Genomic DNA, 18367 nt, shown 5'->3' on the forward strand with positions numbered 1-18367 from the left:
AGGCTTTAATCAAATCCTAAACATGAGAAAGATCTTCTTCCTGGCGATTTTATTCGCCTTTTTATCCCCTGAAGTTACAGCCCAGAAACAAATTCCAATTCCCGTAGACACTACTGTAGTTACCGCCCACAGGGTCAATATCAATGGCCAGAAGGTAGATTATACCGCCACCACCGGGATGCAACCTGTTTGGAACGATGACGGCGAGGCTATAGCGAGTCTTTTTTACACCTACTACAAACGTGAGGGAGGTAAGGATCTAAAGAATCGTCCCCTGGTGATCTCCTTTAATGGTGGTCCGGGATCGGCTTCGGTCTGGATGCATATAGCTTACACAGGTCCAAAAGTGTTAGAAATTGACCCTGAAGGTTTTCCAATTCAGCCTTATGGCGTTAAAGAAAATCCTTATTCAATATTGGATGTTGCAGATATTGTCTTCGTTAATCCCGTAAATACAGGTTTCTCCAGGATCATTGAACCAAAAGGTGAAAAGAAGAGAGATAGAGACCAGTTCTTTGGCGTAAATGCAGATGTTAGTTACCTGGCAAAGTGGATCAACACCTTCGTTACACGTTATGACAGATGGTTATCTCCAAAGTACCTTATAGGAGAGAGTTACGGTACCACGAGAGTTTCTGGTCTTGCCCTGGAACTTCAGAATTCACAGTGGATGTATCTCAATGGGGTCATCCTCGTTTCCCCAACAGATATTGGAATTGATCGTGATGGTCCTGTAGAAGTTGCAAACCGACTCCCCTACTTTACGGCTGCTGCATGGTATCACGACCTGCTTCCGCAGGAACTTCAGCAAAGAGATCTGGAAGAATTACTTCCCGAAGTTGAGAAATACGCCATCAATGAATTACTGCCGGCACTTGCAAAAGGTGGCTTCCTTGAGCAGGAAAGAAAAGAGGAAATCGCCGCGACCATGGCCAGATATTCAGGAATCTCCCGGGAAGAGATCCTTCAACACAATTTGGAGGTGCCCTACAGGTATTTCTGGAAGGATCTGCTTAGGGATAAAAAAGGTTTGACGGTAGGAAGACTGGATTCCCGCTATGTTGGTTTAGATCGTAAAGAGGCCGGCGATTCTCCCGACTATAATTCTGAACTTACTTCCTGGCTGCATTCATTTACTCCTGCGATTAACCATTATCTAAGAAATGATCTAAAGTTCAAGACCGATCTTACCTACTACATGTTTGGACCTGTGCACCCATGGGATCGAACCAGAGATAATACAGGTGAGAATTTAAGACAGGCAATGGCTCAAAATCCCAACCTGGATGTTTTGATCCAAAGTGGATATTTTGATGGAGCTACAACCTACTTTGACGCAAAATATACCATGTGGCAACTTGATCCAAGTGGAAAAATGCGAGACAGGTTGAGCTTTAAAGGCTACAGAAGCGGACATATGATGTACCTTAGGAATGAAGACCTGAAAAAAGCTAACGACGACCTGAGAGAATTTATCCTGAACTCATTACCACAGCCCGGCACCCCTGCAACTTACTAGTTGTAGTTTGAAGTATACAATAGGCTGGCTAACAAGTTGTTTATCTATCAACCTGAGCTTGTTTCAGGTTCTAATCATAAGTGAAGATTTATAAGATTCTGAAGAAATTCAGAATGACGAACGACTGGCTTGTTAGACAGCCTTTTCTGTTTTTGATCTCTAAGTCAGGCTTTTGCAGCCCTAAGAGACTCCAAAAAATCCTCAAGTACCTTCTCAACTCCGAGCTCATCATTGCTACCGGCATGGTGAGTAGCTATGGCTTTCACCTCGTCATGTGCATTCTCCATAGCATAGCTGTAGCCGGAATGTTGAAATAATTCGATGTCATTGAGGTAATCCCCAAAGGCGATCGTTTCTTCCTCTTTTATCTTCATTTGTTCCTGAACAGCTTTTAAAGCATTTCCTTTTTGCGCCTCTTTATCATTAAAATCGATCCATATCTTCCCTGAAAGTTTCACCTGTAAACGATCTTTAAAATGTTTAAGGTGTGGCAGAGAATTCTCTTCGGCTCCGGCAAGGTCACAAACCGTCAGCTTCAGGATCACATCATCCTCAACCTTCAGTAGATCCTCAACAACTTTATATTTTTCATAGTGATTGAGGAAAGGTTCCATAAATTCGGGATCTGTTTTCTCAATGTAAGCCTGTTCCCTTCCGCAGAGAATGAGATATTTACTATCCAGTTCCCTCACAGCCTTAATAACCTCATGCACAACTTTCCTTTCCATCGGCACAATATGAAGTTGCTTTCCCTGGTACATCACAATAGCACCATTTTCGGCCAGGTAGATGAGCTCTTCCTTGATGGCATCCATTCGCTCCATGAGACTGTAATACTGTCGGCCACTGGCAACGGCAAACTTTATCCCCTGCTCCTGCAACTCTTTAAAGATCTTTAAAAACTGCGGACTTACTTCATGCTGACTGTTCAGCAAAGTGCCATCCATATCACTCACGATGAGCTGTATCTTTGAATAATTCATTAATAGTAAACTTCTTTAAAATGTCAAAAATACAGTAAGTTTCAGGCAAGAAGGAATTCTCAACGTTAATTTGAAGTAAAGGTTTGCTGCAAGGTTTCAGAAGTGCAAGAGCTCTGCTTTAAGGCTTAGATAAGCACCTGAAACTTCCGGTTTGCTGATCAATATCATCCTTTTTGAGGTCCAGGGAAGCTACCTTTATGCCTCAAAATCATGAAAGCATGAAAAAGATTATCTATGCCACAGATTTTTCAAAGAATTCTGTTGCAGCACTCCATTCAGCCGCAGGTTTAGCCCGTATTTTAGGTGACGATCTCATCGCACTTCACGTGTACACTACAGGCGCAAACGGAAATAAAAATTCTGATGTTTTGAAACAACATCAAAAGGAATTAAAGGATTTCTGCAAGGAGCATCTGGGAGGTGACTATGATCCTGAAATGATCTCCCCAGCAGCAATATCGGGTACAAGTGTTGCCGAGGAGATCCTGAAATTTTCCAAAGACCTGAATATACGGATGGTAGTTATGGGGTCCTGTGGCGCCAGTAGATTAAAGGACCGTATCCTGGGTACTACAACAGGGGAAATGATTGGTAGATCTTCCTTACCGGTATTGGCCGTTCCACCCGGATTTGAATACAAACAACCACAAAAAATCCTGTTTTCCAGCACCTATGATAACCAGGATGTTACATTTCTGAAAGAATTAATTCCTTTAGCAATGATGCTGGAAGCAGAAATCGAGATCCTTCATATTAGTCATAAAGAGGAAACTGAAGCACTGGAAAACCTGAGCAAATTCCAGGATAAAGTACTTGAAAAAGTCTCTTTTGAAAACATCAAATATAAAACCCTATACTCTTCTGAAGTTTTTGATACTCTGAGAGAAGCCATTGAAAAAGAACGACCTGATATTGTATTGATGCCCGACAGGAAGAACAGCAATTTCCTAAAACGAGGTCTTACGAGAGACATGATCAAGAAAATGCAATACTGCAGTCCTTCTCCTCTACTTGGTTTCCCTGCTATGTCATAGAGTTGCAGGAACACCTCTTAAAAATGGCATTTTAGAGTACTGTACTATATTTTTAGCTCAAACAAACTAAAAACCATTTCATGAAAACTTGAAATGGTTTTTTGCTATACCTTGATATCTTTACTCCATTGAATATTCATTATATGACAAGGTTTGAATTGGCAACCGGTAAAACTTTGCGGAAAGTTGCAGCAGCCGAACTTATGGAAGAGTCCGCTTTTGGAGAAGCTAATTTCCGGCTATCCTGAAGATGATGATAAAAAATTAAAAACAGCTATTACTCGGTTAGATCACCAATTGGGTAATTTCTTCACCGGGTCTATTGTAAAATCGTGCAGCTTCCAGTGCATACTTTTAATTTCCTCATAACCTTCCTCAATTTTTTCAAGGTCAATTTCTCCTTTTGGGACTACAGCTATCTGACCAAAATAAACCTGTCCCGCCTCACGAAAACGCACCTTTGCTTCAGCTACCCAATCCCAGGAACGAACCCGGTTGTTCACATCAACGATGATCTGATCTTCATCCTCTGCTAATAACCGCTTTGGATATCTGTCCATGAGATCCAAGATAGCAGTTTTAGTATGCTTAAAGCCATCTTTAAGAATGGAACCCGAAATAAAAATAGCTGCTGCTGCATCTGCCCACCAGAGCCCCAGCCCTACTCCAAGAATACCTAAAATAGCAGCGAGTGCTGTCATGTAATCGGCTTTCTGAGCGCTGGAATCTGTATACAATAGCTTGTTGTGTAATTTTTTAGCCATGGGGATCTTCTTATTTCCCAACCACATAGCAGGGCCTGCGCTGTAGATAAGAGCGGCGATCATAAGCCATCCCATCCAGATCGTATACCCAAAGATCTGCATACTTCCTATTGTGGGACGTTCAGTCTTGATAAGGGCCATTGAAGAATCGAAGAGCAGGAAAAGCCCCATTCCAAGCAAAGCTACAGCTCCCACCAGAAAAGCAACGGAGAACACCCGGTGATAACCAAAAGGAAACCGCTTGTTGGGTGCTTTGCTGTTGATCTTGCTGGCAATGAGAAAACCGGCTGAGGGAATTAGGCTTAGAACGTCCTCCAGCCATGCAGTTTTCATGGCCTGACTGGATCCCAATACCAGATACATCACAATTGTGACCGAGATGAGATAGACAAGAGTGATCCACTCCAGCTTCTCTGCTTTTTTAAGCGTTTCTCTTAACTCTGGAGGCAATTCAAAGTCCCGAATTGTTTTCATTGCTGTTTCTTTTTACTAAAGATAAATTTCTCCAAATGCTCCAGTAGACGATTTTCCCCTTTGGGAATAAGAAAAACATGCCTGTCATCATAGGTAGTGGTAAGTCCGGCTTCTTTCTTCCAAACCGTCTTCTTATCCATTCCCCCGGCAACTATATGTAGTTCAAATTTGTGTAACTTATTTACTAACTCACTCTCTGAACCTTTGCTGAATTCCACCTTTAGACCTTCTTTGGATGCAAATTCCCGCAACATTTCCACCTCAAAACCTTTCGGCTCCTCCCCCTGAAGGATCACATAAGGTGGATTTTCTGTTAGCCCAACTTTTAAAGCAGAATTCCTTGCTTCTTCAAAAGAATCTTTAGAATCCTTGGGGAAAGTGCAGGCCGCAATAACTGTAAATAAGAGGATCGAGAGCTTCTTCATATCTTGAAGGTAAGTATTTTACCACAAAAAGAGATAGTTGATAAGGAAACATTAAGATGAGTAAAAATCGGAAATGGGTATAAATTTAGGCAGATGTCAATTTTTTTTTAAGCTATTGCCGCTGCTACTGTAGCTCAACCTTGCAGGGAAAGAGGAAGGAAAATAGCCTTATTCGTGAGGATAGGAGTGAAAAATCTCTTTGGGTGTCTTAAAGTCATCAGCAGGTGAAAAATGAAGGTTTCCAACCAGTTTCCATTGACTTTTTATGAAATTAAAAAGTTACTCCCTTCTATTTTTAATAAAGTCAGTTGCCACTTAAGAAAGCAAAAGGATTACACTTACACTCTAAGGTACGGGTAATAAAAGAATCTTTCTCTGCTGAAAAACTCATAGTCCTCCGGGTTGTGCTCCAAATGAGATATAAGTTCATTTTCTTGCTCATATTGGAAGTTGTATAAATAAACTGCCGAAGGAAAAGCCTTCGGCAATTAGACCGGTAAGTAAAAGATTGAAATTATTTGTTCTTCAAGCGTTTGACTTCCGACATGTCCATTATCGTTTCGTCAGGATTTGTAATATCCTCTTGCGGCAGACCAAAAGTTAATTTCTGCAGGTAACCATGTTCTTTTCCCTGCAACATCTGCATTATGACTCCGGCATACATTTCCCGGGCCTCATCAACCGTGCGGGTTCCCTGTATAATGTCGTGAGCAAGATTTAAAGCCAGAAGATTGGCTGCTTCCTTGTCACAACGTGCTGCCATAGTTCCTTTGGTTCTCTCGACTATCACACTACCATCAAAAGTGGCAAGATCAGAGAATTTTTCAACCGGAACATCATAATTGATCACCTGCTCCAAAACATCCTTATGGGGCATAGGGAAATTATGCTGAATTTCCTCCTTATACACTACCGTATGAGTAAAAGGCTCTGTATCTTTCCAAATAAGCATGCTTTCCGTTTGCTGATGTGGCTCTCCATATTTCTCTGTCATTGCCTTCGCTGCTTTTTTAGCAGTTTCCGGCCAGTGTTCAACATTTGCTTTTTTCTCCTGTGCATTTACTACCAGGTTCATTCCCAGGAAAAGAATCATAAACGTACTAATAAATGTCTTTCTCATAACTTATTAATTTTTAGGTTTTTACTTAATATAAAACTTCTGGTTATAAAAGAATAAGGAAAATCCAACTTTTAAGATTTTATAACATTCCTCATGTTTCTGGAAGTTATACTAGGTATTTTTTAGATGCTCCTTCCCAGCTTTTATATGAGGAAAAAGTCCTTTTTAGCGAGCATTCTATATCCTTAAAATTGGAATCACACAATAACATTTTCGTTCAGAATTTCGATTATACCTCTTTTTGGAACAACATTATTAATAAATTTATAAATGTCTTAGTGCGCAAAATGGCCTGGGATATCCCATGAGGCTTAAAAAGTTAGAAATGAATAGCATTTTAAAATCTATTCCTACCTGCCCTCTTTGTAAAGAGGCCAAAGAAGAATCGATGCCTACAGATGAAGCTATGCTTCAGGTTTCCGTGAAACAAAAAAACCACGCCCTTCGGGACGTGGTTTTGTACTTGATGTGATCGCGAGAGGATTCGAACCTCTGACCGTCTGCTTAGAAGGCAGATGCTCTATCCAACTGAGCTACGCGACCATTAAAGCGGTGCAAATATAATGAGGTTTTTAAAAAGGACAAGCAAAAAAAATAATTTATTGGATAGTTTTTGCTAAGCTTTACAACTTCAGAAGGTTAGCTAAAAAAGCTTTTTTCAGAAGTCGTTTTTCAGGCATCTTTCAACCAATGATCAAGCTTTTAAAGGAAAAGAATGTCCTTACCTCATATCCAAAAGTACTATTAAATCTTTCCTAAACTTCAGCTAATTGCAGGGGCAATATTCTTCAAAAACTTCTGAATCGGTTAAATTTACTAAAGAGCATTTTTACAGGGCTTTTCAGCCTTTTTCTGGTTTGAGGAATTCTAAAGAAAGCAAAAAAGTTTTATGGAAGTAAGCACATCAAAAGAATCACAACCCCTTGGTGAAACCTCCATTGAAAAGATCATAGAAGAACTTCAGGAAGAATGCGAAATTGAAAAACATTTACCGGGAGGTGGTTATCTGCATATGAGCGATGAACTTCCCTACCTGGTGGTCTACAGGAATCTTGATGGTGATGATGAAGATGCAATAGACAGAGCCACAGTGCGCCTTATCCTGAGTGAGGCATCTTTTCTTATTATTGGGAACAAAGACTTTGAAGGTTACCGGCGACTTATGTTCTCCCTAAGTGAAGCTATGTCTTCTAAGTTTAAGTCTTTTTTAATAATAGAGGTCTTTGCAGGCGATCAACAGAGCCGGAATTTTAAGATCAAAGGTCCTGCAGAGAAACTTTCAACTACTATAAAGGAACTTCAGAAGGAACTGGATAATTTGAATTCAGGCTACCATGCACTGCATCTTGAACCTACAGAGGTTGAGGATAGTGTTAAACGCCAACCTGAAGGTGAGCCACCACTCCTGAAATTATCGCAGTTGAAGGATGCGGGATGTTTGCTTATAGGTATTGAAGTACCTCCCGTATACCGCAGCAAGGAAGGCCAGGATTATCCGGTTTTCTTCAGAAGTTTTAAGGATGACTTTGTTGTTGCCCTTCATAAAACTATTTTCCAGTTCATTAGAATTCAAACTTCCAGCGGAGTAAAGAGCTACAGGGCTCTCGGTCAAAAAAACCTTCAGGAAAAGGTTTTAGAGATCGACCGGCAGCTTTCTGAAATTGAAACTTCGTATCAATTCCTGTGGCTGGTTTCACCGGCAAACATAAGACATATCAAAGATGCCTTTTTTGAGAGTAATTATGAAAAGGTGCTCAATTACCATTACAGGCTTCTCCCCTTTGACCCCGATGTTTTAAAGAGAAAGCTCTACAACCTGAAACTCGAGGATGTTGATGATCCTGCCCTCTCTTATATTTTCCGGGAAAAGCGGGAGGAACTGGACTTGCAAATAAGTATGCTTACAGACAGAGGCTCGGATAGTTTTTTCTATAACAGTATGATGCTGTTCGGAAAAATAAGCAACGAACTGCAAAGGGAAGCAGAAACCGTTCTTCGGGAGGTGAAGGAAAAAGAAGATCAGGATTTCGAAAGTATCATGAAGGCTGAGGACTTTAAAGCCCTGGCTAACCGCGAATTTGATTATTTCAAAGAGCAGGACAAAAATTTCTCCAGCCAGGTACATGTACGTGATGATGTGAACATCCTAATGGTTTCCCGCGGGGAACTCTATTTGCCCAGTGACTACAAATTAAATGCTAATGAAACAAGGGCATTGATCCAGCATGAGATAGGAACCCACGTCTTAACTTATTACAACGGAAGACAACAGCCACTTAGGCTACTTTCCATAGGCTTAACAGATTATGACACGCTGCAGGAAGGTCTTGCTGTACTGTCGGAATATCTTGTAGGTGGGTTAACGGCAAACAGGATGCGTACGCTGGCAGGAAGGGTCGTTGCAGCTTCCGCCCGAATGCATGGAGCCAGTTTCCAGGAAATATTCCGGCTTCTGTACAAAGATTATGGATTTACCCCTCAGAGAGCCTTCAATATTACTTCACGAATTATGCAGGGTGGAGGTTTTACGAAGGATATCTCTTATTTAAAAGGGCTGGTACAACTAAAGGAACATTTACAGGAAGGAGGAGAATTGGCTCCCCTGCTAACCGGAAAATTTTCTCTTGAACACATGCCTATTATTAATGAGTTACAAGAGCGACGGGTTCTTTCTCCTGTCAAACTGAGCCCAAGATATCTAAATACGGAAGAGACGAAGAACAAGCTAAATAAAATCAGGGAGGGAATTTCTCTTTCACAATTGATCAATGCATGAAAATATGTTTTGTAGTTAATAGTGTAGAATCTGAAGGTGCAGGTACTACTGTTTACATGATGTACGAAGCCTGGAAGAGAAAACATGAAGTTTTTCTAATGGGGGTGGGAGATTTCAGTTTTACACAGAATGAGGCGCTAAGCATCATTACTACTTCCCTGCCCAAAAATTTTAACCCTGAATCCCCCGAGGAATACCTGGAGATTCTTCAGGGAGAAAAAGCCAAAAAACAGAAAATAGTAGCAAAGGATCTTGACGTGCTTTTCATTAGGAACAATCCCACCGAGGAAGATAGTGGCCGGCACTGGGCAGAACAGGCCGGGGTAGCCTTTGGCCGAATGGTGCAAAAGGAAGGCGTGCTTGTGCTCAATGATGCCTTTGCCCTATCCAATGCTTTTATAGATAAGCTCTACTTTGAAGAGCTACCCGCTCATGTAAAACCGTCTTCGCTTATTACCCGCGATAAGCAGGAAATTCTGGACTTTTTTGAAGCTCATAAGAAGAAGATGATCCTTAAGCCTTTGGAAGGTTCGGGTGGCCGGGGAGTTTATCTAATCGACAAGAATGAAAAAAATCTCAATCAGATCATTGAAAACCTTACGTCCCAGGGTTATATCATAGCTCAACAATATTTACCTGCCGCTAAAGAAGGCGATGTGCGTGTTCTTATCCTCAACGGAAAGATCCTTCAAAAAGGCAAAAATTACGGTATAATTAAAAGAGTGAGTGGGGACGGAGAATTCCGAAGTAATATATCCCAGGGGGGAACGCCGGAAACTGTTGAACTCACAGAACAAATCCAGAAGATCGTGAATATCATTGGCCCTAAATTAAAAAGGGACGGACATTTCTTTGTAGGCCTTGATGTCGTAAAAGATAAATTGATTGAAATAAATGTTCTTAGTCCGGGTGGGCTGGATGGCCTTCAAAAAATTGGAGTGGATAACTTTTCTGATGTGATCATAGAAGCCATTGAAAGAAAAATAGAATATAAGAAGCTTTATGGTTCTGGAATTTCCAACCGTGAGCTTGCTACCATGGAGTAGCATATCCTTTAAAATAAAATTAATTCGGGAGAGATCCCTTAAAACAAGAATGAATGAAAATATGTTTTGTAGTCAATAATGTAGAAACAGAAACTTGTGGTACTACCGTATTTCTAATGCACGAGGCCAGAAAAAGAAAACACGATGTTTACGCAATGGGCGTGGGTGATTTCTTTTTCGAGCAGGACAAGGAAATAGGTATCGACTCTGTCTACGTTCCAAAAAAAATGGAGGCAAAAACTCCGGAGGAGTACCTGAAGCTTTTACAGAGCGATAAGGCGAAAAAGGAAAGAATAACAGCAAAAGATCTCGATGTACTGTTCATCCGGAATAACCCGACAGAAGAGGGTTCCTCAAGGCAGTGGGCCGAACAAGCCGGCGTAGCTTTTGGCCGGATGGTACAACAGGACGGGGTTTTAGTTTTAAACGATGCCTATGCCCTTTCCAACGCTTTCATCGATAAACTGTACTTTGAAGAGCTACCTGCCAGTATTAAGCCCTACTCCATTATTACAAGAAAGAAGGAAGACGTAATGGAATTCTTTGAAAAGCACAAAAAGAAAATGGTCTTAAAGCCCCTGGAAGGTTCTGGTGGTCGTGATGTATATCTCATTGACAAGAATGAAAAAAATCTGAATCAGATCATTGAGAACTTAACAGCCCAGGGATATATCATTGCTCAGGAATATTTACCTGCAGCCAAAGAAGGCGACGTTAGAGTACTGCTCATGAATGGGCGGGTGATGGAGAAAGATGGTAATTACGGGATCATCAAAAGAGTCACAGGCGAAGGGGAATTCCGCAGTAATTTCAATCAGGGAGGAACCGGGGATAAAAGTCCGCTAACAGAGGAGATGAAAAAGATCATCGAGATAACCGCTCCAAAATTGATAAGGGATGGATTATTTTTTGTAGGACTTGATATAGTCAAGGATAAGCTCATAGAGATCAATGTTTTAAGCCCCGGAGGATTAGACCACTTTGGAGAAATTGGATTGCCCGATTTTTCGGATGTTGTGATTGATGCAATAGAAAAGAAAGTGGAATATAAAAAGATGTACAAAGGCCAGATCTCAAACCAGGTATTGGCTACCATGGCATAAATAAAGAAACAATAATGATAGAAAATTCAAGAATTATAGGAGATTACTCCAGTGATAAAGAAGGACCTTTACTCTTTGTCACTGCAGGTGTACATGGAAATGAACCCAGTGGGGTAAAAGCTCTTAAGAAGGTCTTTGCAGAATTGGAAAAGACAAAGCCCGAGATCAACGGAAGGATCGTGGGGGTAATGGGAAATAAAGCTGCACTTGAAAAAGGAAAAAGGTATATTGATGAAGATCTCAACCGCACCTGGACCGAAGATAATGTAAAAAATAACGATCCCGAAACGCAGGAACAAAGGGAAATGCATGAGATCATCGAGATCCTTGAAAAGTACTCAAAGGAAGATTTTACTAAGCGCTACTTCCTTGATTGTCATACGACTTCTTCGGACAGTCTTCCGTACATTTCTGTACAGGATGTAAACGACAATGACAGCTGGGCCCACAAATTTCCAACCTATATCGTAAGAGGCTTTAGTGATATAGTGTATGGAGCTATTGATCACTACATGAGCCGCACAGGCCTTACGGGATTTGTTTTTGAGGCAGGACAACACACCAGTCATGCTTCTGTAGAAAATCACGAAGGAATGATATGGCTGGCTTTGAAACAGGCTAACGGCCTGGATGTAGAGAAGGTTTCCTGCTACCCAGAATGTGTTGAGCATTTCACAGAAAAGAATGCTCCTTCGCAAAAAACCTTCGAGATCATCTACAGACATGAGATCAAGAAAGGAGATAACTTTAAAATGGAACCGGGCTTTAAGAATTTTCAGAAGATCAAAAAAGGCCAGACCCTTGCAACAAGTAATGGCCGTGAAATCAAAAGTGAATGGGATGCATATATCTTTATGCCTCTTTACCAGTCTCAGGGAAATGACGGGTTTTTTGTTATAGAAGAACAATAAAAAACTTCTACAGAGGTGGCAGTTTTCCTTTAAGGATTCCCGCCACCTCTCCTGTAGAGAGTTTTAGAAATTTGTTTTTCATAAGAAATTGGATTTAGACACCGGGAATTAGAAAATATTTTCTTCAGAAATAATGGAGAAGATTTTTACCCTTTTTGAGAGGTCAGGAAATGGCGATGATAAAGAGACCTGCAAGTATGATTGTGATCCCTATTACGCGGTTCCTGAAATTCTTTTTTTCATTTAGAAAGAAAAAGGCGTAGAGAATAATAAACACAGCACTGGCTCTCTTAATTGAGATTACATAAGGTACCAGGATGAATTGAATGGCAAACATTTGAGCAAGTACACTTGTAGACCTGAAGAATCCTACCATTGCTAAAGGAAGTTTCCTGTTCCTAATTTGTAGCCAGGGCCTCTTAGATTTCCAAAGCACAATTGGAACAAGATAGAATAAGATGACAAAATCTTTTGAAAAAGACCAAAAAACCGGGGAAGTCTCCTCCACTCCTATTTTGTCAAGGTTGGCCGTAATGCTCCAGATAAAAGCTACCATGAGCATATAACGCGACCCCTGGTTTTTCACCAAAGAAACAAAGGGCGCAAATACCTTTTTTGGATCCTCACTAAGATTTGAAATATAGGTCCCGACAACGATCAAGAGGATTCCCACCAAGCCCAAAGCATTGGGAAATTCCCCGATCATTATTGGTGAGGTAATGAGCATGAATAGCGGTGTCAAAGTAATAAGCGGCAAAGTAACAGAGATCTCTGAGCGCTTGATTGCTTTGAAGTACAATAGAATAACGGTGAGCTGCAAAAGTGAACTTGCCAGCAAGGTCCAGAGAAAGCGTGTGCTTAACAACTCCATCCCCGTAAAAAAAACGATTGGGATCAATAAAAGGCTCTGCACCAGGTGCATAGCAAATGCAGCCGTGTATTCGTCAACATGGTGAAGATTATGTTTACTGGTAATGTCTTTTAAAGCTTCAGAAATTGCGGTTCCAAAAGCCAGTAAAAATCCTAACATTTTTTCCCATTTTTAGTCGGCAGGAAATGCCATTGTTCCCATTATCGCATTGGCATCCTGCCCTGTATGCATCCTGCTGAATTGTATCACCACCGGCACATTTGAACGAATATAACAACCATAATTCCTGTCCAGCCGTACAGCGTCGGGGGTTATGAGGTCATTGATCCTTATCTTCCGCAGCCTTCGGGCTTCGATCTCCACCTCATAAGTCCCCACAGGTTCCTGATTCTCGTAAAAAATAAAGATCTCAATTTCTGCAGTATCTCCGGAGGTGTTTAAAACTGCTATTTTATCATGACTGTTGAACTCCGGTTCTTCCCCGGTAGATTCAAAAGGAATTCTTCCACCCGAAAAAGCCCAGTCCAGTTTTCCTATCTTTTTCATACTTCTGAAATAAAAAGTTCGTGCATATAGGGTGTCAAAAAGGTGTTTTCGGGATCAAATTTTTGACGGGTTTGCTGGAATTTCTTCCAGTGAGGATACATTTCCTTTAGTTGCGTTGCCTTAAGAGTATGCTTCTTTCCCCAGTGCGGCCGACCTTCATACTTTAGAAAGATAGGTTCAATGGCTTGAAAATAGTGCCAAAACCTGAGCCCGGCATTGTGATGCAGGGAAATGGTAACCGATTCCCTTTCGCTCATTGGGCTTATTAAGGCATCATCCTTCTTGATCGTACGGATCAATAGCCGCCATGCGACGTCCCTTCTGTATTTTTCCTTCACCTGCTGCCTTACCTCCCGAAAACAATCCATTGCTTTTTCCTGTGGAAGCACATACTCCATTTCATCAAATTTAATGTCCCGCGACCGCGGCAGGATCTCATGGCTAGGGCCTTCCCGTTCCAGTTCCAGGGAGCCATAGCTAATTTCCGGCATCTTTTCTTTTTCGGTGTTCATGATCCTGATCTTGCAAAGGTCGGTGCGTGGATACCAGTAGAAATCGAAATTCCGGTTCTTTTTCAGGTCTTCCAGGTGATCCATACAATCTTTAAAAGAGACACAATATTCCCTTCGATACAACTGGTACACTGGTTCCAGCTGAAGTTTTATTTTAAGGAAAATTCCGCAGCTACCCATAGAAACCTGCAGAGCCTGCATAGTATCTTTATCGGAAGCGCGATCAATTTCCACGATCTCACCCGTTCCTGTCACCATTCTCACCCCATACAGCATAGCCGAAAGATTGGCCAGCTCTACCCCTGTTCCGTGGGTTCCGGTGCCAATAGCGCCGGCAAGGGTTTGAACATCAACATCTCCGGTGTTGTGCATGGCAAGACCGTATCGAAAAAGATCTTTTCCGGCCTCTTTAACAGTCATACCCGTAGGCACAATGGCGCGGTAGTTTTCAAGATCGGGATCTTCAACTCCGCGGAAATGCTTCAGTGAAAGCAGGTAGTCATTTGTCCTCACCAAAGGAGAAGAGGAGTGACCTGCACCAACAACCCTGACCTTTTTTCCTTCAGAAGTTGCTTTTTTGACAAGCTCGCAAACCTGCTCCTCACTCTCGGGATTGCAAATTTCTCCCGGAGTAAAGGTCATGCTCCCGCTCCAATTGCTGAAGATCTCCATTTATTCTGAATAAGCTATAGTGGTTAAAAGGGCATTTTCGGCCTGTCTTGAATCAAGCCTTGTGTGCTGTACCACAACAGGTACAGAAGATTCAATGACACAGGCATAATCTGTTCCCAGAGGAACGGGTTCAGGATCTTTAAGATCATTGAACCTTAAATGCTTAGTTCGCTGCGCCTCTACTGTTACTTTATATGGACCAACCGGATCTTTATCTGAAAAAAAGATAGTTAATTCCACCTCGGCATTTTGGTTTGAGGTGTTGAGAATGCAGGCGGTTTCGTGGCTGGTAAATTCCGGTTCTTTTCCTGTACCGTATTCTGGGATATAACCTTCAGCAATTACCCAGGTTTTCTTTCCTAATGTTCTCATCTTATTTCAATTTTATCAATAGCCCCTGATTTGCGGCTACTTTCAGTTTGTTCTTTAGCTCCTGCCCTTCCAGGCTTCCATCGGTTGATATTTTCACTGTTCCTTCCCACTCCATCCCCGGCTCAAAGTTTTCTTCTGAATCTCCAAGGTTTAGAACGACAAGGAATTTTGTCTCTTCAAATTCTCTCATGTATACAAGCAGGTCACCTTGCGAAGAAACCGGAATGTATTTGCCTACGTGCAAAGCCGGTTCTTTAGCCCTTATAGAGAGCAGTCTCTTGTGAAGATCAAGCATGGAACCTTTCTCGTTCCATTGCTTCTGAACATTGAGACCTTTATAATTTTCCATGAGCGGAAGCCAGGGTTCTCCTTCAGTGAATCCGGCATTTTTGTGATCATTCCACTGCATAGGAGTTCGTTCGGGATCCCGACTTCGGCCAACGCCAGGCTCGTTCAGGGCCTGAGGATCCTTGATCTTATCTTCCGGAATATCCACATCCTCCATTCCAAGTTCATCTCCATAATACACAGTAGGAGTACCACGTAGAGTCAACAGCAGCATGGCCGCATTTCTTGCCTGCTCCTTTCGTACCCTACTTGCAATACGCGAATTGTCATGGTTTCCTAAAACCCAGTTTGGCCATCCAAATTCGGGTAAAGCACCTTCGTATTCACTTATGGCTGCTTCAATTTTGGGAGCATTCCATGGTAATTGCAACAATTGAAAATTAAAGGGTAAATGTGCCCCTCTATTATCCTCCCCGTAATAGCGAACCAGTTTACTTATTGGCAGGTAGATCTCTCCTATGAGCAGTCTCTCATCATAATCATCAATAACCCTGCGCATCTTATGGACGATATCATGTACCTCATCCTGATCTGTAGAATAAGCCGGAATCTGTTTACTGTAGGAGTTCATGCCTGCGTGATAATCCGGGTTTGGCGGATCGTCCCTAAGCTGCTCGTCTTTGATCATGTGCCACATCACATCAACCCGAAAGCCATCCACACCTTTTTCCAGCCAAAATCTCATCACCTCAAACATTGCTGCCTGCACCTCAGGATTTCGCCAGTTTAGATCGGGTTGTTCCTTTAGAAAGGCGTGATAGTAATATTGGTCGGTATTTTCATCGTACTCCCATCCTGAACCACCAAAAACACTGAGCCAGTTATTTGGCGGATCTCCATTGGGACCCGGATCTTTCCATATATACCAGTCTCTCTTAGGATTGTCCTTTGAGCTTTTAGATTCCAGGAACCAGGGATGTTGATCTGAGGAGTGATTAGGTACAAGATCAAGAATAAGTTTCATTCCCCGTTCGTGAATCTCCTTAAGCAGCTCATCAAAATCCTGCATGTTTCCAAACATTGGGTGTATGCCGGTGTAGTCACTTACATCATAACCAAAGTCGGCCATAGGGGAAGGATAGATGGGGGAAATCCAGACCGCATCTATTCCAAGGTCTTTTACGTAATCCAGTTTTTCGATTATCCCACGCAGATCCCCTATTCCGTCCCCATTACTATCTTTATAAGATCGTGGATAGATCTGGTAAACTACTCCTTTATGCCACCACAGGTAATCTTTGTACATCATAAAAAATTGTGTTTTTTGTGCAGCCATCTATACCCGTAAGGGGTTAATCTCACTTTAGGTTTTTCAGGATCAAATTTTTCGTATCTGATATCTCCGAAAATATCAACAAGGTCTTCTTTATCTTCCTCTTTCATTTCAAGTTCAATGGTGATCTCCTTGCCAGAAAAGTTATGGAAAGCTACTCCCATTCCTTTTTCAGATTTGGTGAAGTGCCCCAGAACATGAGGATCTCCGGTGTCAATGATCCTGTTTCGGCCATAACCATATTCAGGGAATTCTTTTCTGTAGTCAATAGCTTTTGAAATCCAGGTTAGAAATGAATCGGGATCTCTTAGTTGATCGCTTACGTTGATCTTCTCATAGCCAAATTCCCCGCCTGAAATGACATTTCTAATAAGTTTATCTTCCGGCGCAGTTGAGAATCCACCATTTTTGTCATTCGCCCATTGCATTACGGTACGTACACTGGAGCGACCTTCCATGCTAAGATCTTCTCCCATGCCTATCTCCTCTCCATATCTAAGCACAGGTGTTCCCGGCAGGGTAAACAAAAGACTGTGAGCCAATTCCATCTTCTTTCGGTCATTTCCTAAAATAGAAGCCAGTCTACGTCTTATTCCGCGGCCAAAAATCCTCATGTTTTCTTTGGGTGCAAAAGCTTTAAAGACCTCTTCCCTTTCGTTCCTGCTCAATTTATCCAGATTGAGTTCATCGTGATTGCGCAGAAAAGTGGCGAGTTGTTCCTTTTCCGTAATTTCTTCGGGCATTCTTTGGAGAGCCCTGGCCAAAGGTGTCGCCTCCTCTCTCGCAAAAGCCAGGTACATAAAGTTGTTGACATAAAAATTGAACAACATGTGCATCTGGTCTTCATTGCCAAGGAATTTATTATACTGGTTTGGATCGAGATCAACTTCAGCGAGAAGAATGGCATCTGGCTTTTGAGTTTCAACAAACTCTCTGAAATTCCGGAAGATCTGGTGAGGATCTCCGTCAAAGTCCATCCTCCCTCTTTCCTTGAACATATGGGGTGCGGCGTCTATTCTAAAACCTGAAACTCCCATTTTTAACCAAAAATGCATGATCCTGAAAATTTCTTCCTGTACTTGAGGATTGGAAATATTGAGATCGGGCTGGTGAGCGTAAAAGGAATGGAAATAATATGCCTTGGCAGTACGATCATATTTCCAGCTGGAGCTGTCCTCACCATCTTCCGCCATCATATTTTTTTCGGGATCTTCAGGTTTTTCATCTACCCATATATAGTAATCCCTGTATTTAGAGTCTTTACTTTTCCTTGACTCCTGGAACCAAAAATGCTCAGTAGAAGTATGATTTACGGCAAGATCAATTATTATTCGAATCCCCTGTTCTTCGGCAGCATCTATCAATTGTGCAAAATGACCCAGGTCCCCGAGACGTGAATCGATCTTGTAATAATCTTTTACATCATACCCATTATCCCGGTTAGGCGTATCAAAAATGGGCAGGAGCCATAGGCAGGTCACGCCCAGGCTTGATAGGTAAGGTAGTGCCTTTTTAAGTCCCTTAAAGTCACCGGTACCGTCCCCGTTTGAATCCTTGAAGGTCTCTACATCAAGAGAATAGATGATCGCGTTCTTATACCAGTATTTATTCATAATTG

General features: G+C 41.8%; 17 protein-coding genes and 1 tRNA gene. 7 read left to right on the forward strand and 11 right to left on the reverse strand.

Going from position 1 to position 18367, the window contains the following annotated elements:
* The first annotated feature begins 22 nt into the window (after positions 1-22).
* Entirely contained in the window at positions 23-1519 is a 1497-nt protein-coding gene (locus ACXYMT_RS10095) for a S10 family peptidase (RefSeq protein ID WP_459058952.1), read from the forward strand.
* A 164-nt stretch (positions 1520-1683) separates the two neighbouring features.
* On the opposite strand, the gene ACXYMT_RS10100 is transcribed toward ACXYMT_RS10095, so the two are convergent.
* Positions 1684-2502, reverse strand: coding sequence for an HAD family hydrolase (locus ACXYMT_RS10100; RefSeq protein WP_459058953.1), 819 nt, complete (start codon positions 2500-2502; stop codon positions 1684-1686).
* Positions 2503-2720: 218 nt separating this feature from the next.
* On the opposite strand from ACXYMT_RS10100, the gene ACXYMT_RS10105 reads away from it, so the two are divergent.
* Positions 2721-3536 carry a universal stress protein gene (locus ACXYMT_RS10105; RefSeq protein ID WP_459058954.1) on the forward strand — a complete coding sequence of 272 codons (816 nt, stop codon included), beginning with the start codon at positions 2721-2723 and terminating at the stop codon, positions 3534-3536.
* 290 nt (positions 3537-3826) lie between these two features.
* On the opposite strand, the gene ACXYMT_RS10110 is transcribed toward ACXYMT_RS10105, so the two are convergent.
* From ACXYMT_RS10110 to ACXYMT_RS10120, 3 genes are all read right to left on the reverse strand, one after another.
* Positions 3827-4774 carry a cation diffusion facilitator family transporter gene (locus ACXYMT_RS10110; RefSeq protein WP_459058955.1) on the reverse strand — a complete coding sequence of 316 codons (948 nt, stop codon included), beginning with the start codon at positions 4772-4774 and terminating at the stop codon, positions 3827-3829.
* Positions 4771-5199, reverse strand: coding sequence for a transporter substrate-binding domain-containing protein (locus ACXYMT_RS10115; protein WP_459058956.1), 429 nt, complete (start codon positions 5197-5199; stop codon positions 4771-4773). The genes ACXYMT_RS10110 and ACXYMT_RS10115 overlap by 4 nt, the downstream gene beginning before the upstream one ends.
* A gap of 514 nt (positions 5200-5713) precedes the next feature.
* Positions 5714-6319, reverse strand: coding sequence for a hypothetical protein (locus ACXYMT_RS10120; protein WP_459058957.1), 606 nt, complete (start codon positions 6317-6319; stop codon positions 5714-5716).
* Positions 6320-6644: 325 nt separating this feature from the next.
* On the opposite strand from ACXYMT_RS10120, the gene ACXYMT_RS10125 reads away from it, so the two are divergent.
* Positions 6645-6791, forward strand: coding sequence for a hypothetical protein (locus ACXYMT_RS10125; protein ID WP_459058958.1), 147 nt, complete (start codon positions 6645-6647; stop codon positions 6789-6791).
* Here the strand turns inward: ACXYMT_RS10125 and ACXYMT_RS10130 are convergent.
* Positions 6789-6862: transfer RNA gene (locus ACXYMT_RS10130), tRNA-Arg, on the reverse strand. The genes ACXYMT_RS10125 and ACXYMT_RS10130 overlap by 3 nt on opposite strands.
* A gap of 346 nt (positions 6863-7208) precedes the next feature.
* On the opposite strand from ACXYMT_RS10130, the gene ACXYMT_RS10135 reads away from it, so the two are divergent.
* From ACXYMT_RS10135 to ACXYMT_RS10150, 4 genes are read left to right on the forward strand one after another with little or no spacing between them, the layout of a single operon-like run.
* Positions 7209-9095: a flavohemoglobin expression-modulating QEGLA motif protein gene (locus tag ACXYMT_RS10135; RefSeq protein WP_459058959.1), complete on the forward strand. Its 1887-nt coding sequence runs from the start codon at positions 7209-7211 to the stop codon at positions 9093-9095.
* Complete coding sequence (locus ACXYMT_RS10140; protein WP_459058960.1) at positions 9092-10141, forward strand: glutathione synthetase; 1050 nt, start codon at positions 9092-9094, stop codon at positions 10139-10141. The genes ACXYMT_RS10135 and ACXYMT_RS10140 overlap by 4 nt, the downstream gene beginning before the upstream one ends.
* A gap of 53 nt (positions 10142-10194) precedes the next feature.
* Positions 10195-11244 carry a glutathione synthetase gene (locus ACXYMT_RS10145; protein ID WP_459058961.1) on the forward strand — a complete coding sequence of 350 codons (1050 nt, stop codon included), beginning with the start codon at positions 10195-10197 and terminating at the stop codon, positions 11242-11244.
* 14 nt (positions 11245-11258) lie between these two features.
* Positions 11259-12155 (forward strand): succinylglutamate desuccinylase, encoded by an 897-nt coding sequence (locus tag ACXYMT_RS10150; RefSeq protein WP_459058962.1) that lies wholly within the window; start codon positions 11259-11261, stop codon positions 12153-12155.
* A 163-nt stretch (positions 12156-12318) separates the two neighbouring features.
* On the opposite strand, the gene ACXYMT_RS10155 is transcribed toward ACXYMT_RS10150, so the two are convergent.
* Genes ACXYMT_RS10155 through ACXYMT_RS10180 form a run of 6 tightly spaced genes read right to left on the reverse strand, consistent with a single transcriptional unit; the run spans position 12319 to position 18362 of the window.
* Positions 12319-13185 (reverse strand): EamA family transporter, encoded by an 867-nt coding sequence (locus ACXYMT_RS10155; protein WP_459058963.1) that lies wholly within the window; start codon positions 13183-13185, stop codon positions 12319-12321.
* Positions 13186-13197: 12 nt separating this feature from the next.
* Positions 13198-13572 carry a sensory rhodopsin transducer gene (locus ACXYMT_RS10160; protein WP_459058964.1) on the reverse strand — a complete coding sequence of 125 codons (375 nt, stop codon included), beginning with the start codon at positions 13570-13572 and terminating at the stop codon, positions 13198-13200.
* Positions 13569-14756: a D-arabinono-1,4-lactone oxidase gene (locus tag ACXYMT_RS10165; RefSeq protein ID WP_459058965.1), complete on the reverse strand. Its 1188-nt coding sequence runs from the start codon at positions 14754-14756 to the stop codon at positions 13569-13571. The genes ACXYMT_RS10160 and ACXYMT_RS10165 overlap by 4 nt, the downstream gene beginning before the upstream one ends.
* Complete coding sequence (locus ACXYMT_RS10170; RefSeq protein WP_459058966.1) at positions 14757-15128, reverse strand: sensory rhodopsin transducer; 372 nt, start codon at positions 15126-15128, stop codon at positions 14757-14759.
* A 1-nt stretch (position 15129) separates the two neighbouring features.
* On the reverse strand, positions 15130-16725 hold the full coding sequence (locus ACXYMT_RS10175; RefSeq protein WP_459058967.1) for an alpha-amylase family glycosyl hydrolase: 1596 nt from the start codon (positions 16723-16725) through the stop codon (positions 15130-15132).
* Positions 16722-18362 (reverse strand): alpha-amylase family protein, encoded by a 1641-nt coding sequence (locus tag ACXYMT_RS10180; protein WP_459058968.1) that lies wholly within the window; start codon positions 18360-18362, stop codon positions 16722-16724. Before ACXYMT_RS10180 ends, ACXYMT_RS10175 begins: the two co-directional genes overlap by 4 nt.
* Positions 18363-18367: the final 5 nt, after the last annotated feature.

This window comes from Salinimicrobium sp. CAU 1759, assembly GCF_054482715.1.

Coding starts and splice junctions, on each gene's coding strand:
- ACXYMT_RS10135 (WP_459058959.1), top strand. CDS start 7,209: ATGGAAGTAAGCACATCAAAAGAATCACAACCCCTTGGTGAAACCTCC.
- ACXYMT_RS10150 (WP_459058962.1), top strand. CDS start 11,259: ATGATAGAAAATTCAAGAATTATAGGAGATTACTCCAGTGATAAAGAA.
- ACXYMT_RS10170 (WP_459058966.1), bottom strand. CDS start 15,128: ATGAGAACATTAGGAAAGAAAACCTGGGTAATTGCTGAAGGTTATATC.
- ACXYMT_RS10105 (WP_459058954.1), top strand. CDS start 2,721: ATGAAAAAGATTATCTATGCCACAGATTTTTCAAAGAATTCTGTTGCA.
- ACXYMT_RS10115 (WP_459058956.1), bottom strand. CDS start 5,199: ATGAAGAAGCTCTCGATCCTCTTATTTACAGTTATTGCGGCCTGCACT.
- ACXYMT_RS10110 (WP_459058955.1), bottom strand. CDS start 4,774: ATGAAAACAATTCGGGACTTTGAATTGCCTCCAGAGTTAAGAGAAACG.
- ACXYMT_RS10155 (WP_459058963.1), bottom strand. CDS start 13,185: ATGTTAGGATTTTTACTGGCTTTTGGAACCGCAATTTCTGAAGCTTTA.
- ACXYMT_RS10175 (WP_459058967.1), bottom strand. CDS start 16,725: ATGATGTACAAAGATTACCTGTGGTGGCATAAAGGAGTAGTTTACCAG.
- ACXYMT_RS10165 (WP_459058965.1), bottom strand. CDS start 14,756: ATGGAGATCTTCAGCAATTGGAGCGGGAGCATGACCTTTACTCCGGGA.
- ACXYMT_RS10180 (WP_459058968.1), bottom strand. CDS start 18,362: ATGAATAAATACTGGTATAAGAACGCGATCATCTATTCTCTTGATGTA.
- ACXYMT_RS10120 (WP_459058957.1), bottom strand. CDS start 6,319: ATGAGAAAGACATTTATTAGTACGTTTATGATTCTTTTCCTGGGAATG.
- ACXYMT_RS10095 (WP_459058952.1), top strand. CDS start 23: ATGAGAAAGATCTTCTTCCTGGCGATTTTATTCGCCTTTTTATCCCCT.
- ACXYMT_RS10140 (WP_459058960.1), top strand. CDS start 9,092: ATGAAAATATGTTTTGTAGTTAATAGTGTAGAATCTGAAGGTGCAGGT.
- ACXYMT_RS10160 (WP_459058964.1), bottom strand. CDS start 13,572: ATGAAAAAGATAGGAAAACTGGACTGGGCTTTTTCGGGTGGAAGAATT.
- ACXYMT_RS10145 (WP_459058961.1), top strand. CDS start 10,195: ATGAAAATATGTTTTGTAGTCAATAATGTAGAAACAGAAACTTGTGGT.
- ACXYMT_RS10125 (WP_459058958.1), top strand. CDS start 6,645: ATGAATAGCATTTTAAAATCTATTCCTACCTGCCCTCTTTGTAAAGAG.
- ACXYMT_RS10100 (WP_459058953.1), bottom strand. CDS start 2,502: ATGAATTATTCAAAGATACAGCTCATCGTGAGTGATATGGATGGCACT.